Raw genomic sequence first — 15,965 nt, forward strand, 5'->3', positions numbered from 1 at the left:
GGCCGAACCGGTTGAGCGGGCCATTATACAGACCCTGCCGATCGAGTCTGACTGGAGTTCTACATGCTGCGTAGCTTTCTGATGCTGGCTGCCTTCTTTGGTTTCACCGGTGTCGGCCTCGGCGCATTCGCCGCCCATGGCCTGAAAAGCCGCCTGACCCCGGAGTACCTGGCGATCTTCCACACCGGCGTCACCTACCAACTGGTGCACGCACTGGCGCTGTTCGGCGTGGCGCTGCTGGCCACGCAGCTTCAGGGGCGTCTGGTCGCCTGGGCCGGCATCTCGTTCAGCATCGGCATACTGCTGTTCTCCGGCAGCCTGTACCTGCTGACCACCCTCGGCATCGGCAAGCTCGGCATCATCACCCCGTTCGGCGGTCTGGCATTCCTGATCGGCTGGCTGTGCCTCGGACTTGCCGCCTGGCGCCTGCAGCCAACCGCTTGACGCTTGGTGCTGACCTTTAGGTCATGATCGGGCTAGAATGCCACCCCCTAAAAAGTGATGGCGGCGTTGCGCATGCGCATTCAGTTGAACGGTGAATCCTTTGAACTGCCCGACGGTGAAACCGTTGCGGCCCTGCTGACCCGTCTGGACCTGACCGGACGCCGCGTCGCGGTCGAACTCAATCTGGATATCGTCCCGCGCAGCCGGCATGCCGACACCACTTTGAACGACGGCGACAACGTCGAAGTCGTGCACGCCATCGGCGGCGGCTGATCGCCAGGCCTGCATGGGCCGAGAATTCTGCAAGACCCTCACCCCAACAGAGGATTCCCCATGAGCATCGTTCGTAGCGACAAGCCTTTCGTTCTGGCCGGTCGTACTTACCAGTCGCGTTTGCTGGTCGGTACCGGCAAGTACCGTGACATGGAAGAAACCCGCCTGGCCATCGAAGCCTCGGGTGCCGAGATCGTCACCTTCGCCGTGCGCCGCACCAATCTGGGCCAGATCGAAGGCGAGCCGAACCTGCTCGAAGTGCTGTCGCCGGATCGCTACACCTTCCTGCCGAACACCGCCGGCTGCTACGACGCAGTCGAAGCCGTGCGCACCTGCCGCCTGGCCCGTGAGCTGCTCGACGGCCACAACCTGGTGAAGCTGGAAGTGCTGGCCGACCAGAAAACCCTGTTCCCCAACGTGATCGAAACCCTCAAGGCCGCCGAAGTGCTGGTCAAGGAAGGCTTCGACGTGATGGTTTACACCAGCGACGACCCGATCATCGCCCGGCAACTGGCGGAAATCGGCTGCATCGCGGTGATGCCGCTGGCCGGTCTGATCGGCTCGGGCCTGGGGATCTGCAACCCGTACAACCTGCAGATCATTCTCGAAGAAGCCAAGATCCCGGTGCTGGTGGATGCCGGTGTCGGCACCGCTTCCGACGCCACCATCTCGATGGAGCTGGGCTGTGACGCGGTGCTGATGAACTCGGCCATCGCCCACGCCCAGCAGCCGATCATGATGGCTGAAGCCATGAAACACGCGATCGTCGCGGGCCGCCTGGCCTACCTCGCCGGCCGCATGCCGAAAAAACTCTATGCCAGCGCCTCTTCGCCGCTGGATGGTCTGATCAAGTAAGAGCTATTGATGACTGAATCGAACGACACGCCAATCCAGACGGAAGAAGGCGACGAGCGCCAACACCGCCGCATCAAGAGCTTTGTGATGCGCGCCGGGCGCATGACCGAAGGCCAGCAGCGCGGCCTGGATCAGGGCGCGCCGAAGTTCGTCCTGCCGCTGGCCGATGCGCCGGTGGATTACGACCAGGTGTTCGGCCGTTCCGCGCCGCGTTCGCTGGAGATCGGTTTCGGCATGGGCCATTCGCTGCTGGAAATGGCCGCCGCTGCGCCGGAACAGGATTTCATCGGTGTCGAGGTTCACCGTCCGGGTGTCGGCGCGCTGCTAAATGGCGTGCTGACTCAGGGCCTGACCAACCTGCGGGTCTACGATTGTGACGCGATCGAAGTGCTCAACCGCTGCATCGCCGACAACAGCCTTGATCGCCTGATGCTGTTCTTCCCAGACCCGTGGCACAAGAGCCGTCACCACAAGCGCCGCATTGTTCAGGCGTCCTTCGCTGAACTGGTGCGCAGCAAGCTGAAGGTTGGCGGCATTCTGCACATGGCCACCGACTGGGAGCCATACGCCGAATACATGCTGGAAGTGATGAACGTCGCCCCGGGCTACCGCAACCTCGCCGAAGACGGCAAGTGCGTGCCGCGCCCGGCCGAACGCCCGATCACCAAGTTCGAACGCCGCGGCGAACGTCTTGGGCATGGCGTGTGGGATCTGAAGTTCGAAAAGCTCGCTTAAGCATCACGCAATAAAAACTGTGGGAGCGAGCTTGCTCGCGATGAGGCCGTAACATTCAACATTTATGTCGTCTGTTACACCGCCATCGCGAGCAAGCTCGCTCCCACAGTCGTTTTGGGTAGTAGCTGAAAATCAGCGGCGGTCGGCCACTACGCCAATCAGCACCAGCACCACCAACAACACCGGCGCCAGGCTGTAGTTGTTGAACTGGCTCAGCCCCTTCACTACCCACGGCGTCGCGTAGATCAGCGCCGCGCCGCTGCCGATCATGCACAGCAGGGCCATCAGCGGGACGCGCAGGGCGCCGGCAATGCTGCCCAGGCGTTGCTCGACCCAGCCTTTGAAGTCGGCGCCGAACAGCACCAGCAGGCAGCCCACCAGGGCCAGGGCGATTTCCGAGAGGTTGCTGCGGCTCCAGCGGGACACGGTGGCGAGCAGGTCGAGAATCAAATCCATGTTTTTTCCTTAGGGCTGCCGTTGGGCGTTGGGCTCAGCTCAGAAATTTCTGCAGCAAGTCGTTGAGGAACAGTTGTCCGCGCTCGGTAGCCGCCAGACGTGACGGTTCGACCTGCAACAGACCGCTTTGTTCGGCCTCGCGCCGGTGTTCGTCGAGGCTCTCCAGCGGCAGGCCAGTGCGCTCCGGGTACAGGCGCGATTCGACGCCGGCGGTCAGGCGCAGGGCGTTCATCAGGAACTCGAACGGCATCTCGTCGTTGGTCAGGGCTTTCTCGCCGGCCTGGAAGTTTTTGGCCGGGTTGAGGTAGTCCTTCGGCAGTCGGGTCTTCCAGGTGCGCACGATGCGCCCGTCCGGGTGACTGAGCTTGCCGTGAGCACCGGCGCCGATACCGATGAAGTCACCGAAGCTCCAGTAGTTCAGGTTGTGCCGCGCCGGGCGACCCGGTTGGGCGTAGGCCGAAACTTCGTACTGGGCGTAACCGTGCTCGGCCAGCAGTGCCTGTCCGGCCTCTTGAATGTCCCACAGCGTGTCGTCTTCCGGCAGCACCGGTGGCTGGTTCCAGAACACGGTGTTCGGCTCCAGTGTCAGCTGATACCAGGAAATGTGCGTCGGCTTCAGCTCGATCGCCTGGCGCAGGTCGCTCAGGGCATCGTCCAGCGATTGGTCCGGCAAGCCGTGCATCAAGTCGAGGTTGAAGTTATCGAACCCGGCCTGGCGCGCCATGCCGGCCGCGCGTACCGCTTCGTCGCCGTTGTGGATGCGGCCGAGGGCCTTGAGCTTTTCCTGCTGGAAGCTCTGGATGCCGATCGACAGGCGATTGATCCCCAGTTGGCGGTAGGCGACGAACTTCTCCTGCTCGAAGGTCCCGGGGTTGGCTTCCAGGGTGATTTCGATGTCATCGGCAAACGGAATGCGCTGTTTCACGCCTTCAAGCAAGCGACCAAGCGCTTCGGCGCTGAACAGGCTCGGCGTGCCGCCGCCAAAAAAGATCGAACTCAACTCACGGCCGTACACCGCGTGCAGATCCTGATACAGGTCGGCGAGCAGCGCATCGACGTATTCCTGCTCCGGCAGCACCGGGCTGGCGGTGTGGGAGTTGAAGTCGCAATACGGGCATTTGCGCACACACCACGGGATGTGGATGTACAGCGCCAGGGGCGGCAGCGTCGGCAACGGCGCCCGAGGCGAGGAGGCGGCGCCGCCGATAATCAGCGACGACGCGGAGGAGCTATCGGTCATTTCAAGCCCAGACGCTGGCGCAGCAGATCCATTGCACGGGCGCGGTGGCTGATCTGGTTCTTGTCGCTCGGGCTCAGCTCGGCGCTGGACGCGTTACGCTCCGGCACCCAGAACAGCGGGTCGTAGCCGAAACCGTGCTCACCGCTGGCAGCGGTCAGGATGCGCCCGTGCCACAGACCTTCGCAGAGGATCGGCAACGGATCGTCGGCATGACGCACCAGCGCCAATACGCAGACGAACTGCGCGCCGCGCTCGGCTTCAGGCACATCCTTCAAGGCATCGAGCAGTTTGGCGTTGTTCGCCGCGTCGCCCTTGCCGTCGGCATAACGCGCCGAATAGATGCCCGGCGCACCGCCGAGGAAATCCACCGCCAGGCCCGAATCGTCGGCCAGCGCCGGCAGCCCGGAAATGCGCGCAGCGTTGCGGGCCTTGAGGATCGCGTTCTCGACGAACGACAGACCGGTTTCTTCCGGCTCCACGCTGCTGAATTCGCCGATCGAGCGCAATTGCACCGATTCGCCGAGCATGGCCTGGAGTTCCTTGAGTTTGCCGGCGTTATGGCTGGCCAGTACGAGTTGCTTGAGATTGATCATTGGCCAGGGAAAAGCTCTTGGTTGAAATTGATGGTGTTGATCTTGTCGCCGGTCTGCACCTTGATTTCAAAGGTGCGGGTTTCCTGCTGCTCCACCGGGTACTGGGCGATGTAGTAGATCGCGCCCTGTTCGGTGATCTGGCGGAAAGTCAGCGGCACGCTCTGGCTGGTCAGGTCTTTGACCGTGCCGGTGACCTGGGCGATCAGCGGCTTGCCGTCCTTGATCACCGAGACATTGATTACGCCCTGGTTCTTGCTGCGGATCAGCTCTGCAGCCTTGGCGATGTCCGGCGTCAGGAAGGTGGAGTTGAAGGTGTTGTAATGCACGGTGACATCACCGAACACTTCCTTGCGTTCGCCCTTGATGGCATCGGCAGCCACGGCCGACAGGCTCAGGCAGGCGGCCAATAGCGCGGTAATCAAGCGTCCCATGTTCGTTCTCCTCGCAATGTCGTGGTTCAGACCGCGATTCTGTGATCCTGCAAGCCAGGGCTGCTCACGCGGTAGATACCGATCTCACCTAACAGATTAGGCCATAGCTTACTGGCCCACCCGTGGCGGTGCTGTTGATCCACGGCAAGCCGATCAATGACCTTCGCATCACGTTCGCGACAAAGTTCTTCAAAGTCTTCGAAGGTACAGAAGTGGATGTTCGGCGTGTTGTACCAGGTGTACGGCAGGAATTCCGACACCGGCATCCGCCCCTTGCTCGCCAGATACCAGCGGCAGCGCCAGTGACCGAAGTTGGGGAAGGTGATGATGCACTGGCGACCGACCCGCAGCATTTCGTCGAGGATCTTGTCCGGGTAATGCACGGCTTGCAGGGCCTGGGTCATCACCACGATGTCGAAGCTGTTGCTGGCGAAGTTGCCCAGGCCCTTGTCCAGGTCCTGCTCGATGACGTTGATGCCCTTGGCCACGCACTCGGCGATGTTGTCCGGGTCGTTTTCCAGGCCGTAGCCGGTGACCTGCTTGTGGTCGCGCAGCCAGGTCAGCAACTCGCCGTCACCGCAACCGAGGTCGAGCACGCGGCTGCCGGCGGGGATCCATTCCTGGATGATTTCCAGATCAGCTCTCATGGCTTTCTCACAACGTAATGCGGTTCATGTAATTGCCGAACGCCTGCAAATAACGCGGGATCGGAATCAGGAAGGCGTCGTGGCCCTGGGGTGCGTCGATTTCCAGGTAGCTGACGTCCTTGCGCGCGGCCATCAGTGCGTCCACCAGTTCCCGCGAGCGGGCCGGGGAGAAGCGCCAGTCAGTGGTGAACGACATCACGCAGAACTTGGCTTTCGCACCTTCGAAGGTTTTTGCCAGGTTATCGTCGAAGTTCGCCGCCGGATCGAAGTAATCCAGTGCCTTGGTCATCAACAGGTAGGTGTTGGCATCGAAGCGCCCGGAGAACTCTTCGCCCTGATAGCGCAGGTAGCTTTCGACCTGGAACTCGACACTGTGGAAGTCGTAGTTGAGCTTTTCGCTCTTCAGGCCGCGACCGAATTTCTCGCCCATGGAGTCGTCGGACAGGTAAGTGATGTGCCCGACCATCCGCGCCAGCATCAGGCCGCGCTTGGGGATCACGCCCTGTTCCTGGAACGAGCCGCCGTGGAATTCCGGGTCGGTGAGGATCGCCTGGCGCGCCACTTCGTTGAAGGCGATGTTCTGCGCCGACAGCTTGGGGGCCGAGGCGATGGCCAGGCAGTGGCGCACGCGATCCGGATAAGTGATGGTCCATTGCAGCGCCTGCATGCCGCCGAGGCTGCCACCGATCACTGCGGCCCACTGGCCGATGCCGAGCAGGTCGGCCAGGCGCGCCTGGCTGTGCACCCAGTCTTCTACAGTCAGCACCGGGAAGTCGGCGCCGAACGGCTTGCCGGTTTCCGGGTTGGTGCTGCTCGGGCCGGTGGAACCATTGCAACCGCCGAGGTTGTTCAGGCTGACCACGAAGAACTTGTTAGTGTCGATCGGTTTGCCGGGGCCGATGCAGCTGTCCCACCAACCGGGCTTGCGGTCGTCGACGCTGTGATAGCCGGCGGCGTGGTGGTGGCCGGACAGGGCGTGGCAGATCAGCACGGCGTTGCTCGCTTGCGCGTTCAGCGTGCCGTAGGTTTCGTAGATCAGGTCATAAGCGGCCAGCGAACGGCCGCAGGCCAAGGCCAGCGGTTCGCTGAAGTGCGCCGTTTGCGGCGTCACCAGACCAACAGAATCGGGGGGAAAGGCAGCTGGCATCGACCCTGCTCTCGTTGAAATGAGGCGTAAGTCTAAAGACCGGTGGGGTTAGCGGCAAGCAACTACCTGCGCTCGCTCCCACGCAGAGCGTGGGAACGATCAGGGAAAAACCAAACCCGGCAAATCCGGCAACTTCTTCGGCGAGCAAATCTTCACCCGCTTCTGCCGGTTCAACTCGCCGCTGAGCAAACTGACTTGACTCCTGGAAACCCCAAAAGCCTTGGCCAGAAAGCCCATCAGATACGCATTGGCCTTGCCCTCGACCGGCGGCGCGGTCAGGCGGATCTTCAGGCGATCACCGTGCAGCCCGCAAAAGTCATCGCTGCGGGCGGCCGGTTGCAGGTGACACTCCAGAATCAGGTCGTCACCGTCCCAGCGAAACCAGCTCACATCAGCAGGCGCAGGATTTCCGGCATCATCGTCATCGCCGCGAGGTTGTTGATCACCAGCATGTCGATCAGCTTCAGTACGAGGAAGGCGAAGATCGGCGACAGGTCCAGACCACCGAGGTTCGGCACGATGCGACGGAACGGCGCCAGGGCCGGTTCACAGATCTGGTTTACCAGCTCGGCGCCCGGATTGTGGCTGCCCGGTGCGACCCAGGACAGGATGATGCTGATGATCATGGCCCAGAAGAATATCTTCAGGAACAGCGCCGTCACGCCGATCAGCGACCAGATCAACAGTTGCAGCGGGTTACCGGTGGTGCCGTAAGTCAGCAGCAGGGTCAGCGCCATCAGTACCAGTTGCACGAGGATCGCCAGTACCAGCGACGACATGTCCAGGCCGAACAGGCTCGGGATGATCCGGCGTAGCGGCTTGAGCAGCGGCTGAGTAGCCTTGACCACGAACTGGCACAGCGGGTTGTAGAAGTTCGCCCGCACGAGTTGCAGGACGAAGCGCAGCAGCACGATCAGCAGGTACAGGCTGCCGAGGGTTTGCAGCACGTAAACCGCTGCGGTGTTCAATCCGATCATGTAAGGCTCCTTATTTGCCCAGTTGTTCGGCCATTTCGGCCGAGCGGTGCGCGGCGGCGCCGAGTGCTTTTTCCACCAGGGCTTCGAAGCCGCCGGCCTGGAACGATTTGATCGCGGCTTCCGTGGTGCCGGCCGGCGAGGTCACGCGGCGGCGCAGCTCGGCAGCGTCGACGTCGCTGGAAACCGCCATGTGCGCGGCGCCCAGAGCGGTCTGCAAGGTCAGTTGCTCGGCGGTTTCCTTCGGCAGGCCGAGTTTGACGCCGGCGGCGGTCATGGCTTCGATCAGCAGGAAGAAGTACGCCGGGCCAGAACCGGAAACGGCGGTGACCGCGTCCAGTTGCTGCTCTTCGTTCAGCCACAGGGCGATGCCCACGGCGGACAGCAGTTCTTCAGCCTGTTGGCGTTGTTCGGTGCTCACTGCGCCGGTGGCGTACAGGCCGCTCACGCCCTGACGCAGCAGTGCCGGGGTGTTCGGCATGCAGCGCACGATCGGCTGCTCACCCAGCCATGCAGTCATGCTGGCGCAGGTGATGCCGGCGGCGATGGAGACCACCAGTTGATTCGGTTTCAGGCTCGGGCGGATGGCCTCGCACACGGCCTTCATGGCCTGCGGCTTGACTGCCAGCACGACGACGTCGGCGCCGTCGATGGCCTGGGCGTTGTCGGCGAAGGTTTCGATGCCGTGCTCGGCGCTGACCCGGTTGCGGGTTTCTTCACCCGGATCGCTGGCGCGAATCCGTGCAGCTTCCAGACCCTTGGCCCGCAGGCCGCCGATCAGGCTGGCGGCCATGTTGCCGGCACCGATAAAGGCAATACGTGTGTTGCTCATGTCAGGTCCTTATCTGGAAATGGTCAAGATTGGGAATAATCGCGGGCGCCGAACAGGGCCGTACCGATACGGACCCAGGTCGCGCCCTGGGCAATGGCCGACTCGAGGTCGTGGCTCATGCCCATGGAAAGTGTGTCGAGCGGCAGGTCGAGGCCGGCCTGCAATTTCTGGACGGCAGCGAATGCAGCATCCTGCTCGGCGCGATCTTCGGTCGGCTCGGGAATCGCCATCAACCCGCGAAGCTTCAGGCGCGGCAGGGCACTGATGGCCTGGGCCAGGGCCGGCAGATCTTGCGGCGTGCAGCCGGACTTGCTGGCTTCACCGCTGACGTTGACCTGAATGCAGATATTCAATGGCGGCAGATCCGCCGGGCGTTGCTCGGACAGGCGTTGGGCGATTTTCAGACGATCCACGGAGTGCACCCAGGCGAAATGCTCGGCAATCGAGCGGGTCTTGTTCGACTGAATGGGGCCGATGAAGTGCCAGATCAAGGGCAGGTCGGCCAATTCGAGCTGTTTGCCCAAGGCCTCTTGCAGGTAGTTCTCGCCGAAGTCGCGCAGGCCGGCGGCGTACGCTTCGCGCAGGGCTTCGGCCGGTTTGGTCTTGCTCACGGCCAGCAGCTGGACGCTGTTTTCCTCGCGTCCGGCGGCTTCGACGGCTGCCTGGATACGCGAACTAACCAGTTGGATGTTGTCTGCTATCGTGGACATCAAGAGGCGCCAGCGGTCTGAAGGTTCGCGGCATTCTACTGGAATTGAGGGACGCTATGGATATCACTGAACTGCTGGCCTTCAGCGCCAAACAGGGCGCTTCCGACCTGCACCTGTCGGCCGGTCTGCCGCCGATGATCCGCGTGGATGGCGATGTGCGGCGGATCAATCTGCCGGCGCTGGATCACAAGCAAGTGCACGAGCTGATCTACGACATCATGAACGACACCCAGCGGGTGGACTTCGAGAAACATCTGGAAACCGACTTTTCCTTCGAAGTCCCCGGCGTGGCGCGCTTTCGGGTCAATGCCTTCAACCAGAACCGCGGCGCCGGAGCTGTGTTCCGGACCATTCCGTCGAAAGTGCTGAGCATGGAAGACCTCGCCATGGGCGACGTCTTCCGCAAGATCACCGATGCGCCACGCGGGCTGGTGCTGGTGACCGGACCGACCGGCTCCGGCAAGTCCACGACCCTGGCGGCGATGATCGATTACCTCAACACCCATCGCCATCACCACATCCTGACCATCGAAGATCCGATCGAATTCGTCCACGAATCGCGCAAATGCCTGATCAATCAGCGCGAAGTCCATCGCGATACCCGCAGTTTCGCCACCGCGCTGCGTTCGGCACTGCGTGAAGACCCGGACGTGATCCTGGTGGGCGAGATGCGCGACCTGGAAACCATTCGCTTGGCTCTGACCGCTGCCGAGACCGGGCACCTGGTGTTCGGCACCTTGCACACCACGTCGGCAGCCAAGACCATCGACCGGGTGGTGGACGTGTTCCCCGGGGACGAAAAGTCCATGGTTCGCTCGATGCTGTCGGAGTCGTTGCTAGCGGTGGTGTCGCAGACGCTGATCAAGAAGATCGGCGGCGGCCGGGTGGCGGCGCACGAAATCATGCTGGGCACGTCGGCGATCCGTAACCTGATCCGCGAGGACAAGGTGGCGCAGATGTATTCGGCGATACAGACCGGCGGCTCGCTGGGGATGCAGACACTCGACATGTGTCTGAAGGATCTGGTGACCAAGGGCTTGATCAGCCGCGAGCATGCGCGGGAGAAGGCGCGCACGCCGGATAACTTCTAGGCAAAAAAAATCGCAGCCCGCGGGCTGCGATTTTCTTGTTCTGATCGTTCCCACGCTCTGCGTGGGATGCAGCCCGGGACGCTCTGCGTCCCAAAGCGGACGCAGAGTGTGTGGACGAGCTAGCTTCAGCGCTGAACGACGCGCATCTGCCCCTGTTCTTTCGGCAATACGCGTTTTGCCACCACGTAATGCTTCTCCCAGTACGGCTTGTTCAGTGTGTCGATGCTCACCGACTTGCCGCGCCGTGGGGCATGGATGAAACGGTCGTTGCCCAGGTAGATGGCAACGTGATTGACCCGACGGCTCTTGATGTTGAAGAAAATCAGGTCGCCCGGCTTCAGGTCCTTGCGTTCGACTTTCTCGCCGTGACCGCTGGCCATGGCATTCGAGGTGCGTGGCAGGTCGAACGTGGCGTCGTTGAACGCGTATTTCACCAGACCGCTGCAGTCGAAGCCTTTACTCGGGCTGCTGCCGCCCCAACGGTATGGCGTACCGAGGACGTTTACCGCACGACTCAGGACATTGCTGCTTTCCTTGGTCGCCATCGGTGGCACCAGCTTGCTGCGGCCGTTGCTGCTCAGCGTGGTGTGTTTGACCTGTTTGCCTTTGTTCGAAGGAGCAGAGGCATGGGATTTGGGGGTGAAACCGTTAACGTTTGGAAGACGTTGCTCACGATTGGTGGCGTGGGCGGCCAGTGGCATTAATAGGCAAATGGTTAGCCATGTCTTGAAAAATGGACGCATTAGGCAGGGCTCTTGGTGTGTTAGCGCGCAACTTTATAACAGCTTTTTTGTCACTTCCGAGGCCGTTGGTCGATTCAATCGGGTGCCAACGGAACCAAATAAGCGGCAAAAAGACGCAATTGTCGGACAGAAGTCCGGTGCTATAAGGCTTTGACGGGAGACACGGTAGCATTTGCCATACGTCGGCTACCTGTAAAAAAGTCACAAAGAATTAAAGAATATTTATCTATCGCGTGTATCGAGGTCTTAATGAACGGCTATCAGCTGCCCCGTGTGAAGGAAAAAGACACCCATAGCAAGGTGATCGGCTACCTGTTGTGGATTTTCGGTTTCACAGGCTCTCACCGCTTCTATTACGGCAAACCGGTGACCGGCACGATCTGGTTTTTCACCTTCGGGCTGCTGGGGATCGGCTGGCTGATCGACGTTTTCCTGATCCCGGCGATGGATCGCGAAGCCGACCTGCGATTCGCCGCGGGTCCTATCGAGTACAACGTGGCGTGGATCCTGCTGACCTTCCTCGGCGCGCTCGGCGTGCACCGGATGTATCAGGGCAAGTGGATCAGCGGGGTGGTGTACCTGCTGACCGGCGGGTTGTTCTTTCTGGGGGTGCTGTATGACTTCTGGACACTGAACGATCAGGTGTCGGTGCGTAACGCCGAAGGCAGAGGCGCTTTCCAATAAAGCTTCGCGAGCAAGCTCGCTCCCACAGGGTTCGTGGTGACCTTGTGGGAGCGAGCTTGCTCGCGATAGGGGTCAACTCGGTATCAAGCCTGATGGCTGATCCGGCCATCCACCAGCGTGTAACGCACCACACCCGGCAGGCTATGGCCGAGGAAAGGGCAGTTCTCGCCTTTCGACAGCCAGGTTTCGCCAGCCACGGTCGAGGCCTTCGGATCGAATAGCACGATATCCGCCGCGCCACCCACTGCCAGTTTGCCCGCCGGCAGGCGCAGGGCCTCGGCCGGACCGGCGCTCAGGCGTGCCAGCAGGGTCGGCAGATCCAGCAGACCATCCTCCACCAGCGTCATCGCCAGCGGCAGCAACAGCTCGACGCTACTGATGCCAGGCTCGGTCGCGCCGAACGGTGCCAGTTTGGCATCGCGCTCATGGGGCTGGTGATGGCTGGAGATGGCCGAGACCACGCCGGACTTCACCGCCTCGCGCAGACCGTCGCGGTCGGCGCGGGTGCGCAGCGGCGGTTGCACGTGATACAGGCTGCTGAAGTCGATCAGCGCTTCGTCCGTCAGGATCAGCTGATACAGGGCGACATCCGCCGTGACTTTCAAACCACGGGCCTGGGCCTGAGCGATCAGGGCCACGCCGCGAGCGCTGGTCAGCTGGCTGAAGTGCGCACGCACGCCGGTCTGCTCGACCAGCAGCAGATCACGGGCCAAGGCCACGGTTTCAGCGGTTTCTGGAATGCCCGGCAGGCCGAGGAAACTGGCGGTGGCGCCTTCGTGGGCCAGGCCACCGTCGGCCAGGTCGTGATCCTGGGAGTTGAAAATCACCGTCAGGTCAAAGGTCGCCGCGTACTCCAGCGCCCGGCACAGGGTACGGGTGTTGCGGAAGCTCTCCAGGCCGTTGCCGAACGCCACGCAACCGGCGTCGCGCAGGGCCACCAGTTCTGCAAGCTGTTCGCCATCCAGACCTTTGCTCAGCGCGCCGATCGGGAACACTTTGGTGTTGCCGGCCTCGCGGGCGCGGTCGAGGATCAGCTCGGCCACGGCGGAAGTGTCGAGCACCGGTCTGGTCTTCGGCGGGCAGCACAGGCTGGTCACGCCGCCGGCCGCAGCCGCGCGGGTTTCGCTGGCGATGGTGCCTTTGCGGCTGTAGCCCGGCTCGCGCAGGGCAACGTTCAGGTCTACAAGGCCGGGAGCGGCGACGAGGCCTTGGGCGTCGATGGTTTCGACGGCGCTGAAACCGGCCGGTGCAGCGCCGAGGGCGACGATCTTGCAGGCTTCAACGTGAATATCGGTGATTTGATCCAGGCCGCTGCTTGGATCGATGACGCGGGCGCCGAGAATGCTGAGCTTCACTGGGCGTTCTCCTGCTCGAATTGACGCTGCGCTGTTTGTCCGCTCATGGCCATCGACAGCACGGCCATACGGATCGCGATGCCGTAGGTGACTTGATTGAGGATCACCGAGTGCGGGCCGTCGGCCACCGCCGACTCGATCTCCACGCCGCGGTTGATCGGCCCCGGGTGCATGACGATGCAATCGGGCTTGGCGCCGGCCAGGCGCGCGGTGGTCAGGCCGAACAGGCGGTAGAACTCGCCTTCGCTCGGCAGCAGGCCGCCGGTCATGCGCTCACGCTGCAGGCGCAGCATGATCACCACGTCGACGTCTTTCAGGCCTTCGGTCATGTCGGTGTAGACCTTCACGCCGTACTGCTCGATGCCGATCGGCAACAGGGTCTTCGGTGCGATCACGCGGATGTCCGGGCAACCGAGGGTCTTCAGGGCGAGCATGTTCGACCGCGCCACCCGCGAGTGCAGGATGTCGCCGACGATGGCCACCGAGAGGTTCTCGAAACCGCCCTTGTGGCGGCGGATGGTCAGCATGTCGAGCATGCCCTGGGTCGGGTGCGCGTGCCGGCCGTCGCCGCCGTTGATGATCGCCACCTGCGGGCAGACATGTTCGGCAATGAAGTGCGCAGCGCCGGAGTCACCGTGGCGCACGACGAACATGTCGGCGGCCATGGCTTCCAGGTTGCGCAGGGTATCGAGCAGGGTTTCGCCCTTGCTGGCCGACGAGGTCGACACGTTCAGGGTGATCACGTCCGCCGACAGCCGCTGGGCCGCCAGTTCGAAAGTGGTGCGGGTGCGGGTCGAGTTTTCGAAGAACACGTTGCACACGGTCTTGCCGCGCAGCAACGGGACCTTCTTCACGGCCCGGGCACCGACTTCGAGGAACGAGTCGGCGGTGTCGAGGATTTCCGTCAGCAACTCGCGGCGCAGGCCGTCGAGCGAGAGGAAATGGCGCAGCTGGCCCTGATCATTGAGCTGCAGCGGGCGCTTGGTATCTAGAGGCGTCATCGCGAGGGGGACTCTCAATAGGGCGGATTAAAGGGCAAGGTCTTGCAGTTCGAGGGCCAGCTCCGGGCCGGACAGCTTGACCCGCTCGTGGGCGGCCAGCGACAGGGTCGCGCCAACCACGTTCGGGCGGATCGGCAGTTCGCCGGCGTCCAGGTCCAGCAGGCAGACCAGCGTTACGCTGGCCGGGCGGCCGTAGTCGAACAGTTCGTTCATGGCGGCGCGGATGGTCCGGCCGCTCATCAGTACGTCGTCGATCAGCACCAGATGCTGGCCTTCGATTTCGAAGGGCAGGGCGGACGGGCGCACCTGCGGGTGCAGGCCGTTCTGGCTGAAGTCGTCGCGGTAGAAGGAAACATCCAGCGTGCCCAATGGCGCGTCGCTGCCCAGCTCTGCGAGCAGGGCCTGGGCGACCCAGACGCCGCCGGTGCGGATGCCGATGTAACGCGGTTCGCTGATATCACGCTGGGCAAGGTGCGCCTTGAGGCGGGTCGCCATCTGGCTGATCAGATCGGCGGGATTGGGCAGGCTCATGGTTGCTCCTTCTTGGGGTCGAGCCGGTTCTCGCGAACCGGGGCTCGGGTTGTAACCAAAAGAAAAGCGCCGTAGCGCTTGTCAGGATTCAAATAGTGCGGTGTTTTCGTCGAGCCAGCCTTGCAGCAGCAGGGCGGCGGCGATGGCGTCCACCGGGTTATCGCGGTAGCTGCCTTTCTGTCCGCCGCGCACCAGTCGCTCGCCTTTGGCTTCGAAGGTCGTCAGGCGTTCGTCGTGGGTATAGAAAGGCAGGTTGAAACGGCCGTTGAGGCGCCGGGCGAATTTCTCGGCGCGGGCGCACATCTCGCTGGGCGTGCCGTCCATGTTCAGCGGCAAACCGACCACCACGGCGTCGGGTTTCCATTCCTTTATCAGGGCTTCGACCTGATTCCAGTCCGGCACACCGTTTTGCGCCTTCAAGGTGCACAGTTCGCGGGCCTGGCCGGTAATCACCTGGCCGACCGCTACGCCGATCTGTTTGGTGCCGTAGTCGAAGCCGAGGATCAGGCGCAGGGCCATCAGGCGTGTCCTGCCTGACTGGTCAGCAGGCTGAGGTTGATCCCCAGGTGCCTGGCCGCCGCTTCCAGGCGCAGTTCACTGCTGGTGTTGAACAGGATGTCGGCGTCGTACGGGCAGGTCAGCCAGGCGTTGTCGGCCAGTTCGGCTTCCAGCTGACCGGCTTCCCAACCGGCATAACCGAGGGTGATGACGCTTTTGGCCGGGCCCACGCCGTCGGCGATGGCGAACAGCACGTCCTGCGAGGTCGACAGGGCCAGGTCGCCGTCCAGCTCGACGGTAGCCTGGAAGGTCTGGCCGGCCGGGTGCAGGACGAAACCGCGATCAGTCTGCACCGGGCCGCCGATGAAGATCGGCACATGCTGGCACAGCGCTGGCGGATCGATGTCCGGGCGCAATTGTTCGAGGATGTCGGCCAGATTCAGCTCTTGCGGTCGATTGACCACCAGCCCCATGGCGCCATTGGCCGTGTGCTCGACGATGTAGGTCAAGGTGTGGGCAAAGTTCGGGTCGGCCATGTGTGGCATGGCGATCAGGAAGTGATGCTTGAGGTAGCTGGGGCTGACGTTTTTCATGTGCGCTAGTGTGGCGTTCGGGGGGCGAACTGACAAGCTGGAGATGCTTGCAACACTGTTCCAATGTGGGAGCGAGCTTGCTCGCGAAAGCGGTGGATCAGTCACATCAATGTTGTATGACACACCGCATTC

Annotated in this window: 22 protein-coding genes; 6 read left to right on the forward strand and 16 right to left on the reverse strand. The window is 62.4% G+C overall.

Annotated elements, in window-relative coordinates:
• The first annotated feature begins 63 nt into the window (after positions 1 to 63).
• The 4 genes from CAF63_RS24040 to trmB all read left to right on the forward strand — a co-directional run bounded on the left by CAF63_RS24040 (position 64) and on the right by trmB (position 2,307).
• Positions 64 to 444, forward strand: coding sequence for a DUF423 domain-containing protein (locus tag CAF63_RS24040; RefSeq protein WP_085689597.1), 381 nt, complete (start codon positions 64 to 66; stop codon positions 442 to 444).
• Between the two features lie 72 nt (positions 445 to 516).
• Positions 517 to 717 (forward strand): sulfur carrier protein ThiS, encoded by a 201-nt coding sequence (thiS, locus tag CAF63_RS24045; protein WP_178081319.1) that lies wholly within the window; start codon positions 517 to 519, stop codon positions 715 to 717.
• Between the two features lie 60 nt (positions 718 to 777).
• On the forward strand, positions 778 to 1,572 hold the full coding sequence (locus tag CAF63_RS24050; RefSeq protein ID WP_007953385.1) for a thiazole synthase: 795 nt from the start codon (positions 778 to 780) through the stop codon (positions 1,570 to 1,572).
• Between the two features lie 9 nt (positions 1,573 to 1,581).
• Positions 1,582 to 2,307 carry a tRNA (guanosine(46)-N7)-methyltransferase TrmB gene (gene trmB / locus CAF63_RS24055; RefSeq protein WP_085646976.1) on the forward strand — a complete coding sequence of 242 codons (726 nt, stop codon included), beginning with the start codon at positions 1,582 to 1,584 and terminating at the stop codon, positions 2,305 to 2,307.
• Between the two features lie 132 nt (positions 2,308 to 2,439).
• On the opposite strand, the gene CAF63_RS24060 is transcribed toward trmB, so the two are convergent.
• The 10 genes from CAF63_RS24060 to CAF63_RS24105 all read right to left on the reverse strand — a co-directional run bounded on the left by CAF63_RS24060 (position 2,440) and on the right by CAF63_RS24105 (position 9,337).
• Positions 2,440 to 2,763 carry a DUF3392 domain-containing protein gene (locus tag CAF63_RS24060; protein ID WP_011336381.1) on the reverse strand — a complete coding sequence of 108 codons (324 nt, stop codon included), beginning with the start codon at positions 2,761 to 2,763 and terminating at the stop codon, positions 2,440 to 2,442.
• A 34-nt stretch (positions 2,764 to 2,797) separates the two neighbouring features.
• The gene (hemW, locus tag CAF63_RS24065; protein WP_085689601.1) at positions 2,798 to 4,003 is read right to left on the reverse strand and encodes a radical SAM family heme chaperone HemW; all 1,206 of its coding nucleotides are present in this window, start codon (positions 4,001 to 4,003) and stop codon (positions 2,798 to 2,800) included.
• Complete coding sequence (rdgB, locus tag CAF63_RS24070; protein WP_085689603.1) at positions 4,000 to 4,596, reverse strand: RdgB/HAM1 family non-canonical purine NTP pyrophosphatase; 597 nt, start codon at positions 4,594 to 4,596, stop codon at positions 4,000 to 4,002. The genes hemW and rdgB overlap by 4 nt, the downstream gene beginning before the upstream one ends.
• On the reverse strand, positions 4,593 to 5,027 hold the full coding sequence (locus CAF63_RS24075) for a DUF4426 domain-containing protein (RefSeq protein WP_007953365.1): 435 nt from the start codon (positions 5,025 to 5,027) through the stop codon (positions 4,593 to 4,595). The genes rdgB and CAF63_RS24075 overlap by 4 nt, the downstream gene beginning before the upstream one ends.
• A gap of 26 nt (positions 5,028 to 5,053) precedes the next feature.
• A complete protein-coding gene (gene metW / locus CAF63_RS24080; RefSeq protein ID WP_085689605.1) occupies positions 5,054 to 5,674 on the reverse strand; it encodes a methionine biosynthesis protein MetW in 621 nt (206 codons plus the stop codon).
• A 7-nt stretch (positions 5,675 to 5,681) separates the two neighbouring features.
• Complete coding sequence (locus CAF63_RS24085) at positions 5,682 to 6,821, reverse strand: homoserine O-acetyltransferase (RefSeq protein ID WP_085689607.1); 1,140 nt, start codon at positions 6,819 to 6,821, stop codon at positions 5,682 to 5,684.
• A gap of 99 nt (positions 6,822 to 6,920) precedes the next feature.
• Positions 6,921 to 7,211, reverse strand: a complete 291-nt coding sequence (locus CAF63_RS24090; protein ID WP_085689609.1) for a DUF167 domain-containing protein — start codon at positions 7,209 to 7,211, stop codon at positions 6,921 to 6,923.
• A complete protein-coding gene (locus CAF63_RS24095; protein WP_085689611.1) occupies positions 7,208 to 7,798 on the reverse strand; it encodes a YggT family protein in 591 nt (196 codons plus the stop codon). Before CAF63_RS24095 ends, CAF63_RS24090 begins: the two co-directional genes overlap by 4 nt.
• 10 nt (positions 7,799 to 7,808) lie before the next feature.
• Complete coding sequence (gene proC / locus CAF63_RS24100) at positions 7,809 to 8,627, reverse strand: pyrroline-5-carboxylate reductase (protein ID WP_085689613.1); 819 nt, start codon at positions 8,625 to 8,627, stop codon at positions 7,809 to 7,811.
• 23 nt (positions 8,628 to 8,650) lie between these two features.
• Positions 8,651 to 9,337: a YggS family pyridoxal phosphate-dependent enzyme gene (locus CAF63_RS24105; RefSeq protein ID WP_085689615.1), complete on the reverse strand. Its 687-nt coding sequence runs from the start codon at positions 9,335 to 9,337 to the stop codon at positions 8,651 to 8,653.
• A 56-nt stretch (positions 9,338 to 9,393) separates the two neighbouring features.
• Between CAF63_RS24105 and CAF63_RS24110 the strand changes: the two genes are divergently transcribed.
• Positions 9,394 to 10,428 carry a type IV pilus twitching motility protein PilT gene (locus tag CAF63_RS24110; RefSeq protein ID WP_007953348.1) on the forward strand — a complete coding sequence of 345 codons (1,035 nt, stop codon included), beginning with the start codon at positions 9,394 to 9,396 and terminating at the stop codon, positions 10,426 to 10,428.
• A 125-nt stretch (positions 10,429 to 10,553) separates the two neighbouring features.
• On the opposite strand, the gene CAF63_RS24115 is transcribed toward CAF63_RS24110, so the two are convergent.
• Positions 10,554 to 11,171, reverse strand: a complete 618-nt coding sequence (locus CAF63_RS24115) for a C40 family peptidase (RefSeq protein ID WP_007953345.1) — start codon at positions 11,169 to 11,171, stop codon at positions 10,554 to 10,556.
• 249 nt (positions 11,172 to 11,420) lie between these two features.
• On the opposite strand from CAF63_RS24115, the gene CAF63_RS24120 reads away from it, so the two are divergent.
• Positions 11,421 to 11,855: a TM2 domain-containing protein gene (locus CAF63_RS24120; RefSeq protein WP_007953343.1), complete on the forward strand. Its 435-nt coding sequence runs from the start codon at positions 11,421 to 11,423 to the stop codon at positions 11,853 to 11,855.
• Positions 11,856 to 11,938: 83 nt separating this feature from the next.
• Here the strand turns inward: CAF63_RS24120 and CAF63_RS24125 are convergent, their stop codons facing one another.
• The 5 genes from CAF63_RS24125 to CAF63_RS24145 all read right to left on the reverse strand — a co-directional run bounded on the left by CAF63_RS24125 (position 11,939) and on the right by CAF63_RS24145 (position 15,833).
• Complete coding sequence (locus CAF63_RS24125; RefSeq protein WP_085689617.1) at positions 11,939 to 13,210, reverse strand: dihydroorotase; 1,272 nt, start codon at positions 13,208 to 13,210, stop codon at positions 11,939 to 11,941.
• Complete coding sequence (locus CAF63_RS24130; RefSeq protein WP_007913665.1) at positions 13,207 to 14,211, reverse strand: aspartate carbamoyltransferase catalytic subunit; 1,005 nt, start codon at positions 14,209 to 14,211, stop codon at positions 13,207 to 13,209. Before CAF63_RS24130 ends, CAF63_RS24125 begins: the two co-directional genes overlap by 4 nt.
• A gap of 27 nt (positions 14,212 to 14,238) precedes the next feature.
• Positions 14,239 to 14,742 carry a bifunctional pyr operon transcriptional regulator/uracil phosphoribosyltransferase PyrR gene (gene pyrR / locus CAF63_RS24135; RefSeq protein ID WP_007953335.1) on the reverse strand — a complete coding sequence of 168 codons (504 nt, stop codon included), beginning with the start codon at positions 14,740 to 14,742 and terminating at the stop codon, positions 14,239 to 14,241.
• Between the two features lie 81 nt (positions 14,743 to 14,823).
• On the reverse strand, positions 14,824 to 15,261 hold the full coding sequence (gene ruvX / locus CAF63_RS24140; RefSeq protein ID WP_007953334.1) for a Holliday junction resolvase RuvX: 438 nt from the start codon (positions 15,259 to 15,261) through the stop codon (positions 14,824 to 14,826).
• Positions 15,261 to 15,833, reverse strand: coding sequence for a YqgE/AlgH family protein (locus tag CAF63_RS24145; RefSeq protein ID WP_085689619.1), 573 nt, complete (start codon positions 15,831 to 15,833; stop codon positions 15,261 to 15,263). The genes ruvX and CAF63_RS24145 overlap by 1 nt, the downstream gene beginning before the upstream one ends.
• Positions 15,834 to 15,965 lie beyond the last annotated feature (132 nt).

Origin of the sequence: Pseudomonas sp. B20(2017), from assembly GCF_002113125.1 — a bacterium.
GTDB lineage: Bacteria > Pseudomonadota > Gammaproteobacteria > Pseudomonadales > Pseudomonadaceae > Aquipseudomonas.

Coding starts and splice junctions, on each gene's coding strand:
- CAF63_RS24130 (WP_007913665.1), bottom strand. CDS start 14,211: ATGACGCCTCTAGATACCAAGCGCCCGCTGCAGCTCAATGATCAGGGC.
- proC (WP_085689613.1), bottom strand. CDS start 8,627: ATGAGCAACACACGTATTGCCTTTATCGGTGCCGGCAACATGGCCGCC.
- CAF63_RS24085 (WP_085689607.1), bottom strand. CDS start 6,821: ATGCCAGCTGCCTTTCCCCCCGATTCTGTTGGTCTGGTGACGCCGCAA.
- hemW (WP_085689601.1), bottom strand. CDS start 4,003: ATGACCGATAGCTCCTCCGCGTCGTCGCTGATTATCGGCGGCGCCGCC.
- metW (WP_085689605.1), bottom strand. CDS start 5,674: ATGAGAGCTGATCTGGAAATCATCCAGGAATGGATCCCCGCCGGCAGC.
- CAF63_RS24145 (WP_085689619.1), bottom strand. CDS start 15,833: ATGAAAAACGTCAGCCCCAGCTACCTCAAGCATCACTTCCTGATCGCC.
- CAF63_RS24120 (WP_007953343.1), top strand. CDS start 11,421: ATGAACGGCTATCAGCTGCCCCGTGTGAAGGAAAAAGACACCCATAGC.
- CAF63_RS24110 (WP_007953348.1), top strand. CDS start 9,394: ATGGATATCACTGAACTGCTGGCCTTCAGCGCCAAACAGGGCGCTTCC.
- pyrR (WP_007953335.1), bottom strand. CDS start 14,742: ATGAGCCTGCCCAATCCCGCCGATCTGATCAGCCAGATGGCGACCCGC.
- rdgB (WP_085689603.1), bottom strand. CDS start 4,596: ATGATCAATCTCAAGCAACTCGTACTGGCCAGCCATAACGCCGGCAAA.
- CAF63_RS24095 (WP_085689611.1), bottom strand. CDS start 7,798: ATGATCGGATTGAACACCGCAGCGGTTTACGTGCTGCAAACCCTCGGC.
- CAF63_RS24075 (WP_007953365.1), bottom strand. CDS start 5,027: ATGGGACGCTTGATTACCGCGCTATTGGCCGCCTGCCTGAGCCTGTCG.
- trmB (WP_085646976.1), top strand. CDS start 1,582: ATGACTGAATCGAACGACACGCCAATCCAGACGGAAGAAGGCGACGAG.
- ruvX (WP_007953334.1), bottom strand. CDS start 15,261: ATGGCCCTGCGCCTGATCCTCGGCTTCGACTACGGCACCAAACAGATC.
- CAF63_RS24115 (WP_007953345.1), bottom strand. CDS start 11,171: ATGCGTCCATTTTTCAAGACATGGCTAACCATTTGCCTATTAATGCCA.
- thiS (WP_178081319.1), top strand. CDS start 517: ATGCGCATTCAGTTGAACGGTGAATCCTTTGAACTGCCCGACGGTGAA.
- CAF63_RS24060 (WP_011336381.1), bottom strand. CDS start 2,763: ATGGATTTGATTCTCGACCTGCTCGCCACCGTGTCCCGCTGGAGCCGC.
- CAF63_RS24105 (WP_085689615.1), bottom strand. CDS start 9,337: ATGTCCACGATAGCAGACAACATCCAACTGGTTAGTTCGCGTATCCAG.
- CAF63_RS24040 (WP_085689597.1), top strand. CDS start 64: ATGCTGCGTAGCTTTCTGATGCTGGCTGCCTTCTTTGGTTTCACCGGT.
- CAF63_RS24050 (WP_007953385.1), top strand. CDS start 778: ATGAGCATCGTTCGTAGCGACAAGCCTTTCGTTCTGGCCGGTCGTACT.